Genomic DNA, 15,344 nt, shown 5'->3' with positions numbered 1-15,344 from the left:
TTTAACTGCTCATGGGATCAATAAAATCACGGACCCCATCTCCTAATAAGTTCAGTCCCAGTACGGTAAGGGCGGTAAATACACCCGGGTACACAATCATCCACCACGCATTGTAAATAACTGATTTTCCCTCGTACAAAATATTGCCCCAACTGGGAGCCGGTGCGGGTACACCTGCCCCCAGAAAGCTTAAGGCTGCCTCGGTGATAATTGATGAAGCAAAAACAAAGGTCACCTGTACGATGAGGGGGGACAGAATGTTAGGTGCAATATGCCGGCATAAAATTCTGGACTTTTTAGCGCCCAGGCAGCGCATGGCTTCCACATAGGTCTGTTCTTTTACCACCAGTGCCTGGCTTCGTGCCAGACGGGCCATATTGGGGATGTTTACGATGGTAAGGCTGATAATGACATTTTTAATATCTGCACCTAATACCGCCATCAGTGTGATTGCGAGAAGGGTGCTGGGAATGGCTTTTAAGCCATCACAAATTCTCATCAGGATGTTATCGGCAACTTTGTTGGTGCTGGCATAAAGGCCGATAACCAGCCCTGCCGCACCGGAAATGATACCTACACTGAAACCAACGGCGAGGGATATCCTGGCTCCATAGATGACTCTGGCAAACACATCTCTCCCCATCCCGTCTGTTCCGAACCAGTGCTGGGCACTGCTGCCTTTTAAACGGTTGGCAACGTCCAGAGCCAAGGGGTCATGCAAACAGATCACGGGGGCCAGAATTGCCAGCAAAATCATCAGAACCACCACCACCAGCCCAAAGACAGAAGCCCTGTTTCTGGTGAACTTGCGGATGCGGATATCCCTCTGTTCTTTTGCAAGAGTTTTCTTAAGGGTTTCCATGCTGTCACTGCCATATGACATATAGAAGGAATCATACATTTCCAGGGTTTCTGACTTTGTCATATTTATTCCACCTTTCTGCTCTAATTCACACGGACCCGCGGATCTACAACTCCGTAAAGAATGTCGATCAACATATTAATCAGTACATTAAATATGGCAATTAACAGTACAATTGCCTGAATCACATAATAATCCCGCCTGCCAATGGAATTAACCATCAACTGCCCCAGCCCCGGAACTGCAAACAGGCTTTCAACCACCGCCGCTCCGGAAAGTGCTGCAACAATACTCTGGCCGAATACTGTGATCAGGGTTACCAATGTATTCTTCAGGGCATGTTTTGCAAGAATCACAAAATCTCTGACGCCCTTGGCTTTCGCCATCTTAATATAGTCGCTGTTTAGAACCTCCAGCATCGAAGCTCTGGTCATACGCATCATCAGTGCCGCATTCATGAAGCCCAGTGCGACAGCCGGAAGTGTCAGGGAACGGATATGGGGAATGAATCCATCTTTCAGTTCCTTAAACCCGGAAACCGGAAACCAGCGAAGTTTTACTGCAAATACCAGCATAAGGAACAGTCCCAGCAGGAAACTCGGAAGCGAGATTCCTGCCAGTGATAAAACTGTGACCCCATGATCCACAGCCGAACTTTTGTAACGTGCTGCAATCATGCCCAAAGGCACTGCCATAACGGCTGCAATGATGAGCGAATACAATGCCAGTGAGACCGTCGGCTGTATATGGCTGATAATCATGGTGGCTGCGGTTTCATTGCTGACCACACTGGAACCAAGGTCACCCCGGAATATGTTGGCAATCCAGACAACATACTGTTCCGGCAAAGAACGGTCAAGTCCCATCCGTGTCCGCAGCGCCGCCACGTCAGCCTCAGTAGCCATATCTCCCAGCATTGCCGATGCCGGGTCACCGGGCACCAGATGAACCAGAGAGAAGATAATGATCGATACCACAAATAATACCGGTATCACAGACAGAACTCTTTTAGCAAGGAATTTTTTCATACGCCCATCCTTTCTGCGTCACTTTACTTGCAATACATTTATTCCTGAATTCCTGCATTCCAGAATTTGGGGCCGCCGCTGAACATGTTGATACCGCTTACGTCCTTCTGCCATGCAAACATACCCATGTAATGTCCGGGGCAGATGATGGGCAGATACTCCCAGGAATAACCCTGCAGTTCATCCCAGGCTTTTTTTGCGTCATCCAGATTGGTTGCAGATGTCATCTTGGTAAACAGTTCAGTCAGTTTCGCATCATCTGACCAGCCTGGATAATCTTTTCCAAAGTAAAGCTTCAGGGAAGGGACTGGCACCTCTGCAAAGCTGGTAATGTACATATCGAAGTTAGCAGGATCTTTTCTGTAATCAATCAGTGTTGCCCAATCTACAATACTCAGTTCAACCGGAATTCCAATTGCTTCAAGCTCTGATTTCAATACAATTGCCATGGAATCCATACGGTTCAGTGAAGCTACTAAAATTTTAAATGATTCTCCTTTATAACCGCCGTCTGCAAGGATTTGTTTTGCTTTTTCAGGATCTTTTTGGTTGTATAATTCACTGCCGGCATCGGATTGCCAGAACACCTGCCCGGCATCCATATAGCCGGAGCCCAGTTCATATGCCGAACCGTAAGCCGCCATCAGTACTGCATCACAGTCAATGGCTGTGTTTACTGCATTACGGAAATACTGGTTGGAAGCAATTCCTGACTTGTGGTTAAAGATAAAGGCTACGGAACCGGACTGGCCTTTGCTGGTGACCAGATCAGGATTGCTTTCCAGTCTTGCATAATCCTCATCCTGTATATTAAATATCACATCATACTGTCCTGCTTCCAGCCCTGCGGTTGCAGTTGCCTGATCCGGGACGATGTTGAACTGAAGAATCTTGGTAGGTGCTCCTTTATATCCGCTCCAGCCGTCCATGGGCTGACCTTCTGTTCCATAAGCAGAGTAATCATCAAAGCGCTCAAATTTTACGTACTGATCCTGCTTCCACTCTACAAATTTATAAGGACCGGTTCCAATATAGTCTTTCAGATAACCGTTATCATCCTCGTTCTCACACGCTGCAACTGTAGTGATGGATGCCGGCTGTGCTGCTCCGGCGATCATGGCCGGCAGTAAAATCAGGGGGCTGCTGCCAACGATCTGTACGGTTTTATCGTCAACCTTTTCAAATCTTGCATCGCCGACCATGGCTGCCGCTGAACTGAATCCTTCGATCCAACGGTTCATGGAAGCCACTACATCATCTGCAGTCATGGTGCTTCCATCATGGAACTTAACTCCTTCTCTCAGGGTAAAAACGATAGTGGTTCCATCATCACTGACATCAAAGCTCTCACTGAGCTCCGGTACTGCCTCTGCGTTGCTGTTCAATGTGACCAGCTTCTCCCAGACGGTACCATCACACATCTGCCTGGAAATTAAAGAACTGCTTTTATGTAAGTCGAGGGAAGGTGCCTGCTGTGTGACTGCTATCTGCAGATCTTCCTTATAGCTTGCCGAAGGATCTATTGCCGCCTCAGTTCCTCCACTTGTTCCAGCTGCTGTGCTGTCTGCCGAAGATGACGGTTTGCCTGCACCCCCGCAGCCACTTAATACAAAAACCACTGCCATTGCCAGAGCTACTACGTTTTTGCCCATCTTTCTCATAATAGATTCCTCCTTTTCTTTTTAAAAAAAGACAACACAAATATTGTGCTGTCTCCTTTGACAATAAAAAACTTTAGATTACTTTATAAAAAAAGACAGCACAAACGTTGTGCTGTCTACTTTGACAGTAAAAACTTTTTTTTAGATTGTTATGCATTTTAACACATCATTTTTTTTATGTCAATAGGTGATTATTATAATTTTTTATGAATAAAAATTAATTTTCACTTTATCCCATCAAGTTATCTGTCCGCTTTTATTGCCATTTTAGCGAATTTCAAGTTTTATTTTTATTCAAAAATATGTATATTTCATTCAATTTATGAAAGAAATCTCAATGGAGGATACCTGTGGAGAAATAATGATTTTGCAGAATATTTCGATGTAACCCAGCCATGCAATTTAACCGATTTACATATCTATATGAGTTATCCTGTCTAATTGTTATGCATTTACTTTTTATCCAACTCCCCTATAATCCGGGCTGCTTCTATGGCATCCTCCTTTGTAATTCCTTTGTAGAAAACCAGCCTTACCTTATCAGACAGCACCGGCTTGATAAGCAACCCCTTTTCTTCTGCCTTCCCGCAGTATTCCTCAGGTGTCAGCCCCAGATCATTGACATCCAGTACTAAAATGTTGGTTACAGCCTGTCCAACCATATGCGTGTATTTTAAGCCCTGAATCAATTCTGCCGTACATTTTGCATGAGCGTGGTCCTCTTGCAGACGCTCAATATTATTCTTCATTGCGTAAAGGCCGGGTGCTGCAATAATTCCTGCCTGCCTCATGACACCACCCAGCAGTTTTCTCTTTCCACGCACCTTTAAAATAAATTCCTGATTTCCGCATACCAGAGAACCAACGGGAGCACCCAGACCTTTGGAGATGCAAAACATGGCTGAGTCAACATAACGGCACATTTCACCAGCAGATACGTTCAGAGCAACCGCCGCATTAAACATTCTTGCACCGTCCATATGCACTGGCACTTGATATTGGTATGCCAGCTCATAGATTTCCTTCATATTCTCAAGAGGAATGCAGGCCCCGCCGGCAAAATTATGGGTGTTTTCAATACATACCAGACGAATGCCGCCGCCTTTCAGCGCTGCCTCTATATCTTCCAGTATAGGAAAACCATTTTCATCATGACGGTAGGTCACTGGCTGCAATTGGCCAAGACTAGAATCAAACAACACCTTTTCACTGATATACAGATGCTGCTGCTCATCTACCAGTACCTTGTCACCTGGCTGGCAGGAAGCCAGAACAGCCGCTGTATTACCAAGGGTTCCCGTTGGGAATAAGACTCCTGCATCCTTGCCGGTAATCTGTGCTGCCAGATCCTCCAATTCATTTACAGTCAGGTCTTCGCCTCTTTGCAGCCCATGAGTTCTGCCATCATCACCCAGTTTCGCTCCAAGAATCGTTTTCAGCATCTCCTGATCCGGTAATGTAAGGGTATCACTTCTCAAATCAATCATTTACATTCCAACCTTTCATTTTTATTTAATTTGCATATTTCGTTTATCCTCTTATGCATTTTTTGCTATGTTCATTATATCCCTTCCCCGCATCATTAGCCAGGTAAAAAAAGAAGAACAGGAATCTCCTGCTCTTCTGTCTGACTGGTTCTTTGATTTAGTTCTGATAATAGGCATCAATACCGTCAGCTATTCCTTTGGCTATTTTATCCTGATATTCCTCGGTTGCCATCTTTTTATCTTCTTCTGCATTGCTCATAAAGCCCATTTCCACAATGGACACCGGAATTTTACACCAGTTGATGCCGCTCATGGAATCCGTTTCCTGGACTCCCCTGTTTTTAAAACCGGTCTGGCTGCTGATTCCGTTTGTCACTGCCTTGGAAAGGGCGCTGCTTTTGCTGTAAAGCTCTCCGTTGTAAGGGTTTTTAGAGGTCTGGCACATGGTCAGTACACCGTGGATGCTGCTGTCATTTAAGGAGTTGGCGTGAACACGGATAAAAATATCGGCTCCGCTTTTATTGGCCATTTCCGCCCGTTCCGCATTGCTGATATCCACATCATGAGTTTCACGGATCATATATACCTGATAGCCCCGGTTAATAAGCTCCTCCTTTAGTTTTAAGGAAACAGCTAAATTAAGCTTGTACTCCGGAAGGCCTGTGGCAACACCCTGGGTTCCGGAAGACACCTTGGCCTTCTGCTCCGCAGCGCCCGGGCCTATGGGTTCCTTTTCTGAATTTCCCTTAGCCTGATGGCCCGGGTCAATGGCAATAATCTTGCCGGAAGCAGAAACCTTTGGCTCCTCTGCCGGTTTGTCCTTTGACACGTAACGGGAAGAGATATAGGATTCCTTATCTCCATAAATGACCCGGCTCCAGGTGTCACTGTATCCGGTCCGCTTTAAAGCCTCTCCCTTGCCCAGCTTTGCCAGAACCTCTCCTGTTCCAGAGGGGGACTTTCTTACATTCACTGAAGAACCGGTCACGTAAACAGTCTCATCCACTGTTGTAAATGCAGGAGCCGTCTCTGTTGTAACAACGGCTTCATGGGTGCTGGTTTCAGCTTCAATGGTTACAGGAGGCACATCCTCTCCCTCTGCCACGCTTAAGCCGCCTGAGGCTTCCTCTATGGCAGGCACTTCTGCCGCTTCATATTTTCTTCCGCAGCCTGAAAGAAGGGCTGCACACAAAAGAACTGCGGCCAGTAACACCCAGCCTCTTCTTTTCCTTACATCACTCAAAGTATGGTACCTCCGCCCACAACATAGTCATCCTGATAAAATACCACTGCCTGTCCCGGAGTGATGGCCCGCTGAGGCTCATCAAATTTACACTCCACAAGCCCGTCTTCTATTTCCCGTATGGTGCACATGGCTCCCTTGTGGCTGTAACGGATCTTTGCAGATACACGCATTTCCTCACCGTGAAGGCCGTCAATTGCCATCCAGTTTAAATGACCGGCACGAAGGGTATGGGAGTAAACGTCGTCTCCGTTTCCAATGACCACCTCGTTGGTCTCCGGGCGTATCTCCACCACAAAGACAGGGCGTCCCATGGAAAGGTTCAGCCCTTTTCGCTGGCCTACGGTGTAATGGGTAATTCCCTTGTGGCGGCCAATGACCTGGCCATCTAAATCCACGAAATTTCCCTCCGGAGCCTTTTCCCCTGCATTTTCCTCAATAAATCCGGCGTAATCGTTGTCAGGAATGAAGCAGATCTCCTGGCTGTCCGGCTTATGGGCAACCTGTAAGTTGATTCTGTCCGCAATTTCACGGATCTGATCCTTGGAATAAGCGCCCACAGGCATCAGGGTATGTGACAACTGATGCTGGGTTAAGTTATAGAGGGCGTAAGTCTGGTCCTTGGCCGCTGTCACGGACTTTTTCAAAGCGTACCTTCCGTTAGGAAGCTGTTCAATCTGGGCATAGTGGCCGGTTGCAATATAATCCGCTCCAATGTCCAGACTGCGCTTTAACAAAGATTCCCATTTGACGTAACGGTTGCAGGCAATACAGGGATTGGGCGTCCGCCCTCTCTGGTATTCATCTACAAAATAGTCAATGACCTGGGACTTAAATTCCTCTTTAAAATTCATGACATAATAGGGGATTCCCAGGTCCCAGGCCACCCGTCGGGCATCGTCTACGGCGCTTAGGCCGCAGCAGCCTCCGTTTTCTTCCTGGGTCCCGGAATCCTCATCCTGCCATATCTGCATGGTAACGCCGATGACATCATACCCTTGTTCCTTTAACAGCCACGCTGCCACGGAAGAGTCCACGCCTCCCGACATTCCCACAACTACTTTTGCTTTGCTCATAGCTTCGCACCTTAATATTCTTCTTCCACTTCTTCCTCGCCGATATCGGACTTTGGTTTCTTTAATCCCTGAATCTCCAGTCCGTTCTTATTGGCGTAGTCCCATAAAGCGGCGTGAATGGCTTCTTCTGCCAGCAGGGAACAATGAACCTTAACCGGAGGAAGTCCGTCAAGGGCTTCACAAACGGCCTGATTGGTCACCTGCATAGCCTCCTGAACTGTTTTTCCTTTTACCAGTTCTGTCGCCATACTGCTGGTTGCTACTGCTGCTCCGCAGCCAAAGGTCTTGAATTTGACGTCGCGGATGATCTGGTTTTCATCAATATCCAGATAAATTCTCATAATATCGCCGCATTTGGCGTTTCCCACGGTTCCAAGACCGCTGGGATTCTCTATCTCTCCCACATTTCTGGGATGTTCAAAATGATCCATTACTTTTTCTGTATACATAAAATATCAACTCACTTTCCAGGTAATGTATCCGGCCCATAGCCGGATATTGGTTTGACTGTATCTCTTTATTTTGCCTGATGACGGATAAAATCTTCGTAAAGGGGCGACATGCTGCGCAGCTTTGCCACGATTTCCTTAATGGATTCTACCACGTAGTCCATTTCTTCCTTTGTATTTTCTTCATCAAGAGTCAAACGCAAAGAACCATGGGCAATCTCATGAGGAAGGCCGATGGCAAGCATTACATGGGATGGGTCTAATGAACCGGAGGTGCAGGCGGAACCGCTGGAGCCGCAGATGCCTTTCATGTCCAGCATAATGAGAAGGGATTCTCCCTCAATAAACTGGAAGGCAAAGCTGACGTTGTTAGACAGCCTGTTTTTTCTGTGGCCGTTGATCCTTGTATAAGGAACCTCATCCATGACCCGTTCCATCAGATAATTTCTCAGTTCCGTTTCCTTGCGGATTCTTTCATCCATGCCGGCCACTGCCAACTCTACAGCTTTTCCAAAGCCTACGATTCCAGGTACATTTTCCGTACCTGCCCGGCGCTTTCTTTCCTGTCCTCCGCCGTGAACGAAGGAACGGGATTTGATTCCGGTACGGATATAAAGAAATCCAATGCCTTTGGGGCCGTTGATTTTATGGCCGCTGGCACTTAACATATCAATATGGTATTCATCCACATTGATGGGCACATGGCCGAAAGCCTGAACCGCATCGGTGTGGAAGATAATTCCGTGTTCTTTTGCAATTTCGCCGATTTCCTTAATCGGTTCAATGGTTCCGATTTCGTTGTTGGCAAACATAATGGAAATGAGGATGGTATCAGGGCGAATGGCCTTTTTCAGCTCATCCAGCTTTACAACCCCATTTTCATCAACATTTAAATAAGTTACATCAAAACCGTGTTTTTCCAGATATTCACAAGTGTGAAGCACGGCATGATGCTCAATTTTACTGGTGATGATGTGTTTTCCTTTTCCTGAATAGGCTTCCGCAGTGGCAATCAGGGCCCAGTTATCGGCTTCTGAACCTCCTGCTGTAAAATAAACCTCATTGGATTTTGCTCCCAGAGCATTGGCGATAGTCTCTCTGGCTTCTGTAACAGCCTTTTTTGACTTGCCGGAAAACTCATATACTGATGATGGGTTTCCATAAAATTCCGTGAAATACGGCAGCATGGCCTCCACGACCTCAGGCCGCGTCTTGGTAGTCGCAGCGTTGTCAAGATAAATCAGTTGCTTCATAATTTGTTAGTTCCGCCTTTCTGTAGTCCTAAAGTTAAAAGCTTCATCTACAATTTCTATTATACACATATTTCCTAGAATTTCAATAGGAATGATTCTCATTACGGACATGTCGAAAAAAAATACATTTTATACCTGTCAGATGGATATTATTATGGTATGCAGCGGGCTCTTGCCGGGGAATTTGGCCTGCCCCGAAAGGATAAAATGTCATGAAGCCTCCCTTTGCTCCATATATTTATAATAATTCTCATTTTCAGGAGATTTCATGAATGGTTCCCTGAAGTTTCCCCAAAAACTTTCTGAAAGAAAATACGCCCTTTTAACCGGCACTCTTCTCTTAACCTCATCCGGGCTCATCACCCGGGTGCTGGGGTTTTTTTACCGCATCTTTCTTTCCCGTACCATCGGCGCCGAAGGACTGGGAGTTTTCAATCTGCTTCATCCGGTGTTCGGCGTCTGCTTTGCCTTATGTGCCGGGTCTATCCAAACTGCCATATCCCAGTCAGTAGCTGCCAATGTTAGAAAGGGCCGTTCCATTTTCCGGACCGGCCTTATTATTTCACTGGCTATTTCCACGGTTTTGGCATACGTGATTATCCAGTTCAAGAACTTCATCGCCGTCAATATCCTGATGGAGCCCCGCTGCGAGGGCCTTCTCACCTTTATTGCCGTATCCGTTCCCTGTGCAGCCATTCACGCCTGCATAAACGGATATTATTACGGAATGCAGCGTCCTAAAGTTCCGGCAGCCGCCCAGGTGGCAGAGCAGGCCATAAGGATTGGGGCTGTATTTCTGATCGCTGATATTATGATCGAATCAGGCATAGAAATCACGGTTCATCTGGCGGTTATGGGGCATTTAATCGGAGAGATCGCTTCTTCCCTTTATACGGTTGTTGCCCACCGGTTTTTCCCGCCTAAAATACCTCAGGGCATTACAGAAACGGCTGCTTCTTTCCGGGAAACCGCTCCCGATCTTATGCACCTGGCTCTTCCTCTTATGGGAAACCGGCTTGTGTTAAATGTCCTGGCAAGTACGGAAGCCATTTTAATTCCCAGCAGGCTGAAGATGTCGGGACTGTCCGATTCAGGAGCATTTTCTGTATACGGCGTTTTAACCGGAATGGCTCTGCCCTTTATTCTGTTCCCATCCACCATTTTTAATTCCCTGGCAGTGCTTTTGCTTCCAACTGTGGCAAAGGCTCAGTCAGAAGGCAATGAAAGAAGGATCGGGACGGCTATTTCCATGTCACTTCGGTATTGCCTGTATGTGGGAATCCTCTGCATTGGCATTTTTACTTTGTTTGGAAATGACTTAGGTGTCAGCGTGTTTAAGGATAAAACTGCCGGAACCTATATGACCATTCTGGCCTGGCTTTGTCCCTTCCTCTATCTGGTCACCACCCTGGGGAGCATTTTAAACGGCCTGGGGCGCACCTCTGTCACCTTTGTCCAGAACACCGTAGCCCTGATGGTCCGTTTAAGCTTTGTCTTCTTTGGAATTCCAAAGTTTGGAATCCTGGCTTATCTGGTGGGGGCTTTGGTCAGCGAGGTACTTCTTGCATTGATGTACGTTCTGACGCTGCGAAAAAAGGTGGATTTTGTGTGGAATGCCTGGGATATGGTGGTAAAGCCGGCATTTTTGATGATTCTGTCCATTGGGATTTACTTTGCAGTATTTTCTGCAGCAGATCCGTTTCAGGGGATGCCCTTATTTATAAAAACAGCTTTACATATTGCTGTACTCAGCGGCATTTATCTTGTGCTGCTGGCCTTTGCTCATATCTTTAAAAGGGAAAAACCTGAACAGAACTGATATCACTCTCCTAAAAGGGCTGCCGGATAATCTCCAGGCAGCCCTTTTATTTATGGGTATATTATTTCATTCCATCATGCAATGCATTGAGAAGCTCTCCGTCTGAGTCCTGGCTCAGCTCCCAAATCATAGCGCCTCCTAGTTTCTTTATTTTTATGTAAGCTGTCTTTTGAGCGATGGACTGGGGGTCTTCGTAGCTTATGAATATGGTTCCATTGAACATCCAGGGTACCATGGACTGGGAATGGATACGGCCCGTATAACCGGCTTTCCCTAAATAGTTGGCTTTTATGTCCCGGTAGCTGATGGAATTGGCTCCGCCAAAGGTCTGGTACAGCCCATTATTTGAATTGTTGACAGAGGAATATAAGTATCCGTAAAATGGGATTCCCATGACCAGCTTTTCCGCGGGAACAGACTTGTTCAGCCAGGAATTCACAACCTTGTCCACACTGATTTTGTATTGGGGAGAAGGATCGTCATTATCATAAAGGGGGGCCAGAAGGTCTGTCCTTGAATCCCAGGTTCCGTGAAGGTCATAAGCCATAAGGTTTACATAGTCTAAGTACTGGGTTAATTCCGGCAGTTCCAGATTGTTGATCTGAGAGCTGTCAGCTCCCCCTGCAATCGTCAGAAGGTAGTGTCTGTTGTCCAGGGTTCCTCTTTCATCCAGCTTTTCCCGCAGCTTTTTAACCAACAGCGTAAAGTTTTGCTTATCCTCCGGCCGTCTGCTGTTGGACACCAGCCCTCCGCTTACCGGATATTCCCAGTCAAGGTCCACTCCGTCAAACCCGTATGTTGTGATGAAATCAACGCAGCTGTCCGCAAATACGGTTCTGGATTCTTCCGTCAGTGCAGCATCGGAAAACCTGCCGGACCAGGTCCAGCCTCCTACGGCAATCAGGGTTTTTAAATCAGGGTTTTTCTGTTTCAGTGAATTTAACAGTCTTATATTATCAGGGTCTATGTCAGGATACCCCAAGGTAATTTTTAAGTCCGGGCTAATATTGGCAAAGGCATAATTAATATGCGTCAGCTTACCTGCATCAATCTGATCTGGATTATAGCCGGAATATGCTGCCCATGCTCCATAGTAACCAACGGTTTTTCCAGGGAGAATCTCATCGGAAGGCTTTGAAGCAAAGGCTTCCTGCCTTGGAAGGCTGGTGCAAATGACCAGCAGAAAAACAGAAACCAGCAGAATTGTCGTTTTCATTATTTTCTTTTTCATTTCATTTTCCTTTTTCTCTCAATTATTTTTTCAAGTATAACATGATGGATTTTCTTTGAATAGCGGGTAAAATATGGAAAAACAAAAAAGCCAAATCATATGACTATGATCCAGCTTCCAAATCAGACAGAGGGCGGGAATTGAAACAGCATCATTGTTTCTCAATGAGCCGTTTTTTGTACGCCCTTTTATATTCATACATTTTCTCGTCAGCAGCATTGAGCAAATCAGCAGCAGACAGGATATTGTCCTCTTCCACCTCAATCACTCCGTAGCTTATGCTGTATTCAAAGGACAGCCCTGATTTCCTGTTTGCAGCATTCAAACAGTTTCTGAGTGCCTCCATCCTCTCCCGGGCCGCCTTGGCAGTCCAGTTTTGTATCAGCAGTACGAACTCATCTCCTCCTATGCGGCACGTGATCACCTCAGGGGAAAACTCCCGCAAGACATCGGACACCCTTATGATGTAATTATCCCCTTCCATATGTCCGAACTGGTCGTTAACGTGCTTTAAGTTGTCTATATCAATGAAGCATATGAGAAATGTCTCCCCCTCATCCAGCCATTCATCCAATAATTCCATGCAGTAATGTCTGTTGTATGCCTGGGTTAAAGTATCGTAGTTGGCAATATTCTGCAGGTTGTTCAGCCTCTCCCTTTCCCTGGTGACGTCAGAAATCACAAAGGTGAGGGCATTGCGCTTATGCCAGCGCATAGGGTGAATGGACACGGAATAGTACTGTCCTCCCTCTTCTTCGGAAAACTCCAGCTCCGTAACACGAGGCTCTTCTTTTCCCTTCATCACTTCTGCCTGCCTTTTCATCCACTGGCGCAGCCTCTGTTCGGAGTGAATGCCCGTCAAGGTGCTGTCCATTTCATGGCTGATAAACAGCCATTCTGCCGTATCCGCATCTGCTACCACGATCCACTGTGCGATCTTTCCCACAAGCAGTTCATATAAGCTTTTGTTCCGTGCCAGCATATGAATTTCCCTCTGTCTGCTCTCAATTTCTCTTAACAGGGCAAAGCGCTGCTGCTCCAGCTGCTCAGTCATGGAATTAAACGCATCGGAAAAGTCTCCCATAAAGTCCACCCTCTGCTGGTAATCTCCACGGGCTACCTGCTGGGTCTGCCATGTCAGATGCTTTAAAACAGCGTGAAGATTTTTGACAGGAGAAGACAGTTCATTGCTTGCCGGAGGCAGCTTCATGTCCAAACAGCCCTTTGAAAGAGCATCAGCTAATTCTGTTGTTTCCAACACGCATTTGGAAAAGTACATCAATCCTCTCCCAAACTCTCGAAATTCTTCAGGCAGCTCCTTTAAATCCAGAACGGCACTTTCAGGATCATATACTACATTGCTTAAATAAGTCAGCAAAATCCTGGCAACGGTCTCCATAACACATTTCCTCCCCCTTTTGTTCCTGCGGCATAAAACTGCTTTCTCTATTGGATTTCTCCGCGGAACCTGCAAACTCTGTCACCGTTTGCCCAGCAATCAATCTCACGAACGTTATATATTTTTCCCGTATACGCCTCCAGAATTCCAGAAATAAGTCCTTCATCATAATAGCATACAGTCTCCCCGGTGATGGGAAGTCCGCTGCAGTCTAAATCCTCGCCTACCGTCAGCACAATTTCTCCCGTGGCCTCATCATATACTTCCATGCGGAGAATTCCGATTTTCAGTTCCCGAAGCTTCTTTTGAAGATTTGCCACAAAGGTTCCGAAATCAGCCTTTAAATCCAAAACATTCTTTGCAAATTCAAGTCCGGCCAGATATCCGGCCTGGCGGAAATATTCATTTGCCTGATCCTTGCCGTGGGCTTTGGTCAGAACCTCCAAAAGAGTGTACTGCATCAGACGGTATACCAATACCGGCATTTCCTCTCCCAGGGCTCCCCGTCCCTTTTTAATATTTCCCAGAGACTTCCAGGTAAAACCCTCCTTGCCATCTCCCTGCAAAAGCACGTTCTCCATCATGGCATGCCCCTTTCCTCTTTCGCACTTATTTTTGATACTGCTTCACATTTCCTTTTTTGGAAAAAGTTGTCATATAACATGCATTTTACCATAAAAAATGCAGGGTTTCAAGAAATGCAGGGAAGATATGATCCGCAAATAGATGTTTTTTTATCTTTTCTTTGACAAATTCGTTTTTTCTTATTTATAATCACAAAATCTTGTAATCGGGAAAAAAGCAGGACTAAAAAAGGGACTGTTGCATTTTACAACAGTCCCTTTTAACAATTTTGCTTAATACAGAGCAGTGGAAGTGGGCAGCCGAAGACTGCTGAGGACAAAGTAATCAGATCTTTTCCCCATTTTCATCCAGGATGTAAGGAGTCATCTGATATACATAGAAGTTCAGCCAGTTTCCGTATAAGGTATTGGCTCCGTTCCTCCAGTTCAGCACCGGAAGCGTATCCGGGTTGTCATTTTCGTAATAGTTGCAGGGGATATCCGGATTCAGGCCTTTATCCAAATCTCTGTGGTATTCTCCGTGCAAGGTCATGCGGTCATATTCCGGATGGCCCTGGATGAAGATGTGTTTTCCGTCAAGACTCATGACCAGAAGGATTCCGGCTTCTTTAGATTCCGCCAGAATCTTCAGCTCCTGATGCTTTTCAATGTCTTCTCTCCGGACCTCTGTATAACGGGAATGGGGAGCCATCACATAGTCATCTAAGCTGCGCACCAAAGGCACTTTTCTGTCTAAAACCTTGTGGCAGTAGACGCCGGACAGTTTATCCTTCCGCTTATATTTCGGTATCTGATAATGGTAGTAAAGGCCTGCCTGGGCTCCCCAGCAGATGTGAAAGGTGCTGGTCACATAGGTTTTGCTCCACTCCATGATCTTTTTCAGTTCTTCCCAATAGTTTACCTCTTCAAATTCCATGTTCTCCACCGGCGCTCCGGTAATAATCATTCCGTCAAATTTCTTTCTCTTTACCTCGTCAAAATAAACGTAAAACTTGTTTAAATGGCTGGCAGACGTGTTCTTTGAGGTATGACTTTCCAGCATGAGGAAGGTACAATCCACCTGCAGGGGCGTATTGGAAAGAGCTCTGAGAAGCTGGGTTTCAGCCTCTTCTTTTACCGGCATTAAGTTTACGATCAGAATTTCCAGAGGACGAATATCCTGGCTCATGGCCCGGTCTTCGTCCATCATAAAGATATTTTCCCTCTCCAGTATGGCTTTTGCGGGCAGCTCCTTTTGTACTTTAATTGGCAT

13 protein-coding genes are annotated in these 15,344 nt (G+C 46.2%); 1 reads left to right on the top strand and 12 read right to left on the bottom strand.

The window, feature by feature from the left end:
* Nucleotide 1: 1 nt before the first annotated feature.
* The 8 genes from V7M78_RS02175 to nifS all read right to left on the bottom strand — a co-directional run bounded on the left by V7M78_RS02175 (nucleotide 2) and on the right by nifS (nucleotide 9,059).
* Entirely contained in the window at nucleotides 2-925 is a 924-nt protein-coding gene (locus tag V7M78_RS02175) for an ABC transporter permease (protein ID WP_333645956.1), read from the bottom strand.
* Between the two features lie 20 nt (nucleotides 926-945).
* The gene (locus V7M78_RS02170) at nucleotides 946-1,890 is read right to left on the bottom strand and encodes an ABC transporter permease (RefSeq protein ID WP_333645954.1); all 945 of its coding nucleotides are present in this window, start codon (nucleotides 1,888-1,890) and stop codon (nucleotides 946-948) included.
* Between the two features lie 38 nt (nucleotides 1,891-1,928).
* Nucleotides 1,929-3,551: an ABC transporter substrate-binding protein gene (locus tag V7M78_RS02165; RefSeq protein WP_333645952.1), complete on the bottom strand. Its 1,623-nt coding sequence runs from the start codon at nucleotides 3,549-3,551 to the stop codon at nucleotides 1,929-1,931.
* Nucleotides 3,552-4,003: 452 nt separating this feature from the next.
* Nucleotides 4,004-5,038, bottom strand: coding sequence for a threonine aldolase family protein (locus tag V7M78_RS02160; protein ID WP_333645950.1), 1,035 nt, complete (start codon nucleotides 5,036-5,038; stop codon nucleotides 4,004-4,006).
* Nucleotides 5,039-5,195: 157 nt separating this feature from the next.
* On the bottom strand, nucleotides 5,196-6,281 hold the full coding sequence (locus tag V7M78_RS02155) for an N-acetylmuramoyl-L-alanine amidase (RefSeq protein ID WP_333645948.1): 1,086 nt from the start codon (nucleotides 6,279-6,281) through the stop codon (nucleotides 5,196-5,198).
* Nucleotides 6,278-7,357 carry a tRNA 2-thiouridine(34) synthase MnmA gene (gene mnmA / locus V7M78_RS02150; RefSeq protein ID WP_333645946.1) on the bottom strand — a complete coding sequence of 360 codons (1,080 nt, stop codon included), beginning with the start codon at nucleotides 7,355-7,357 and terminating at the stop codon, nucleotides 6,278-6,280. Before mnmA ends, V7M78_RS02155 begins: the two co-directional genes overlap by 4 nt.
* 11 nt (nucleotides 7,358-7,368) lie before the next feature.
* A complete protein-coding gene (gene nifU, locus V7M78_RS02145) occupies nucleotides 7,369-7,806 on the bottom strand; it encodes a Fe-S cluster assembly scaffold protein NifU (RefSeq protein WP_333645944.1) in 438 nt (145 codons plus the stop codon).
* Nucleotides 7,807-7,874: 68 nt separating this feature from the next.
* A complete protein-coding gene (gene nifS, locus V7M78_RS02140; RefSeq protein ID WP_333645942.1) occupies nucleotides 7,875-9,059 on the bottom strand; it encodes a cysteine desulfurase NifS in 1,185 nt (394 codons plus the stop codon).
* A gap of 268 nt (nucleotides 9,060-9,327) precedes the next feature.
* Here nifS and V7M78_RS02135 point away from each other — a divergent pair, with 268 nt between their 5' ends.
* Nucleotides 9,328-10,878 carry an oligosaccharide flippase family protein gene (locus V7M78_RS02135; RefSeq protein ID WP_333645940.1) on the top strand — a complete coding sequence of 517 codons (1,551 nt, stop codon included), beginning with the start codon at nucleotides 9,328-9,330 and terminating at the stop codon, nucleotides 10,876-10,878.
* A gap of 61 nt (nucleotides 10,879-10,939) precedes the next feature.
* On the opposite strand, the gene V7M78_RS02130 is transcribed toward V7M78_RS02135, so the two are convergent.
* From V7M78_RS02130 to metA, 4 genes are all read right to left on the bottom strand, one after another.
* Nucleotides 10,940-12,109: a glycoside hydrolase family 18 protein gene (locus tag V7M78_RS02130; protein WP_333645938.1), complete on the bottom strand. Its 1,170-nt coding sequence runs from the start codon at nucleotides 12,107-12,109 to the stop codon at nucleotides 10,940-10,942.
* Between the two features lie 151 nt (nucleotides 12,110-12,260).
* Entirely contained in the window at nucleotides 12,261-13,508 is a 1,248-nt protein-coding gene (locus tag V7M78_RS02125) for a sensor domain-containing diguanylate cyclase (RefSeq protein WP_333645936.1), read from the bottom strand.
* 47 nt (nucleotides 13,509-13,555) lie between these two features.
* Nucleotides 13,556-14,092, bottom strand: a complete 537-nt coding sequence (locus V7M78_RS02120; RefSeq protein WP_333645934.1) for a 4-vinyl reductase — start codon at nucleotides 14,090-14,092, stop codon at nucleotides 13,556-13,558.
* A gap of 325 nt (nucleotides 14,093-14,417) precedes the next feature.
* On the bottom strand, nucleotides 14,418-15,344 hold the full coding sequence (metA, locus tag V7M78_RS02115; protein ID WP_333645932.1) for a homoserine O-acetyltransferase MetA: 927 nt from the start codon (nucleotides 15,342-15,344) through the stop codon (nucleotides 14,418-14,420).

This window comes from Lacrimispora sp. (assembly GCF_036758025.1).
Lineage (GTDB): Bacteria > Bacillota > Clostridia > Lachnospirales > Lachnospiraceae > Lacrimispora.
The sequence above is the reverse complement of the archived record's forward strand: the minus strand, read 5'-3'. Positions and strand labels throughout refer to the sequence as shown.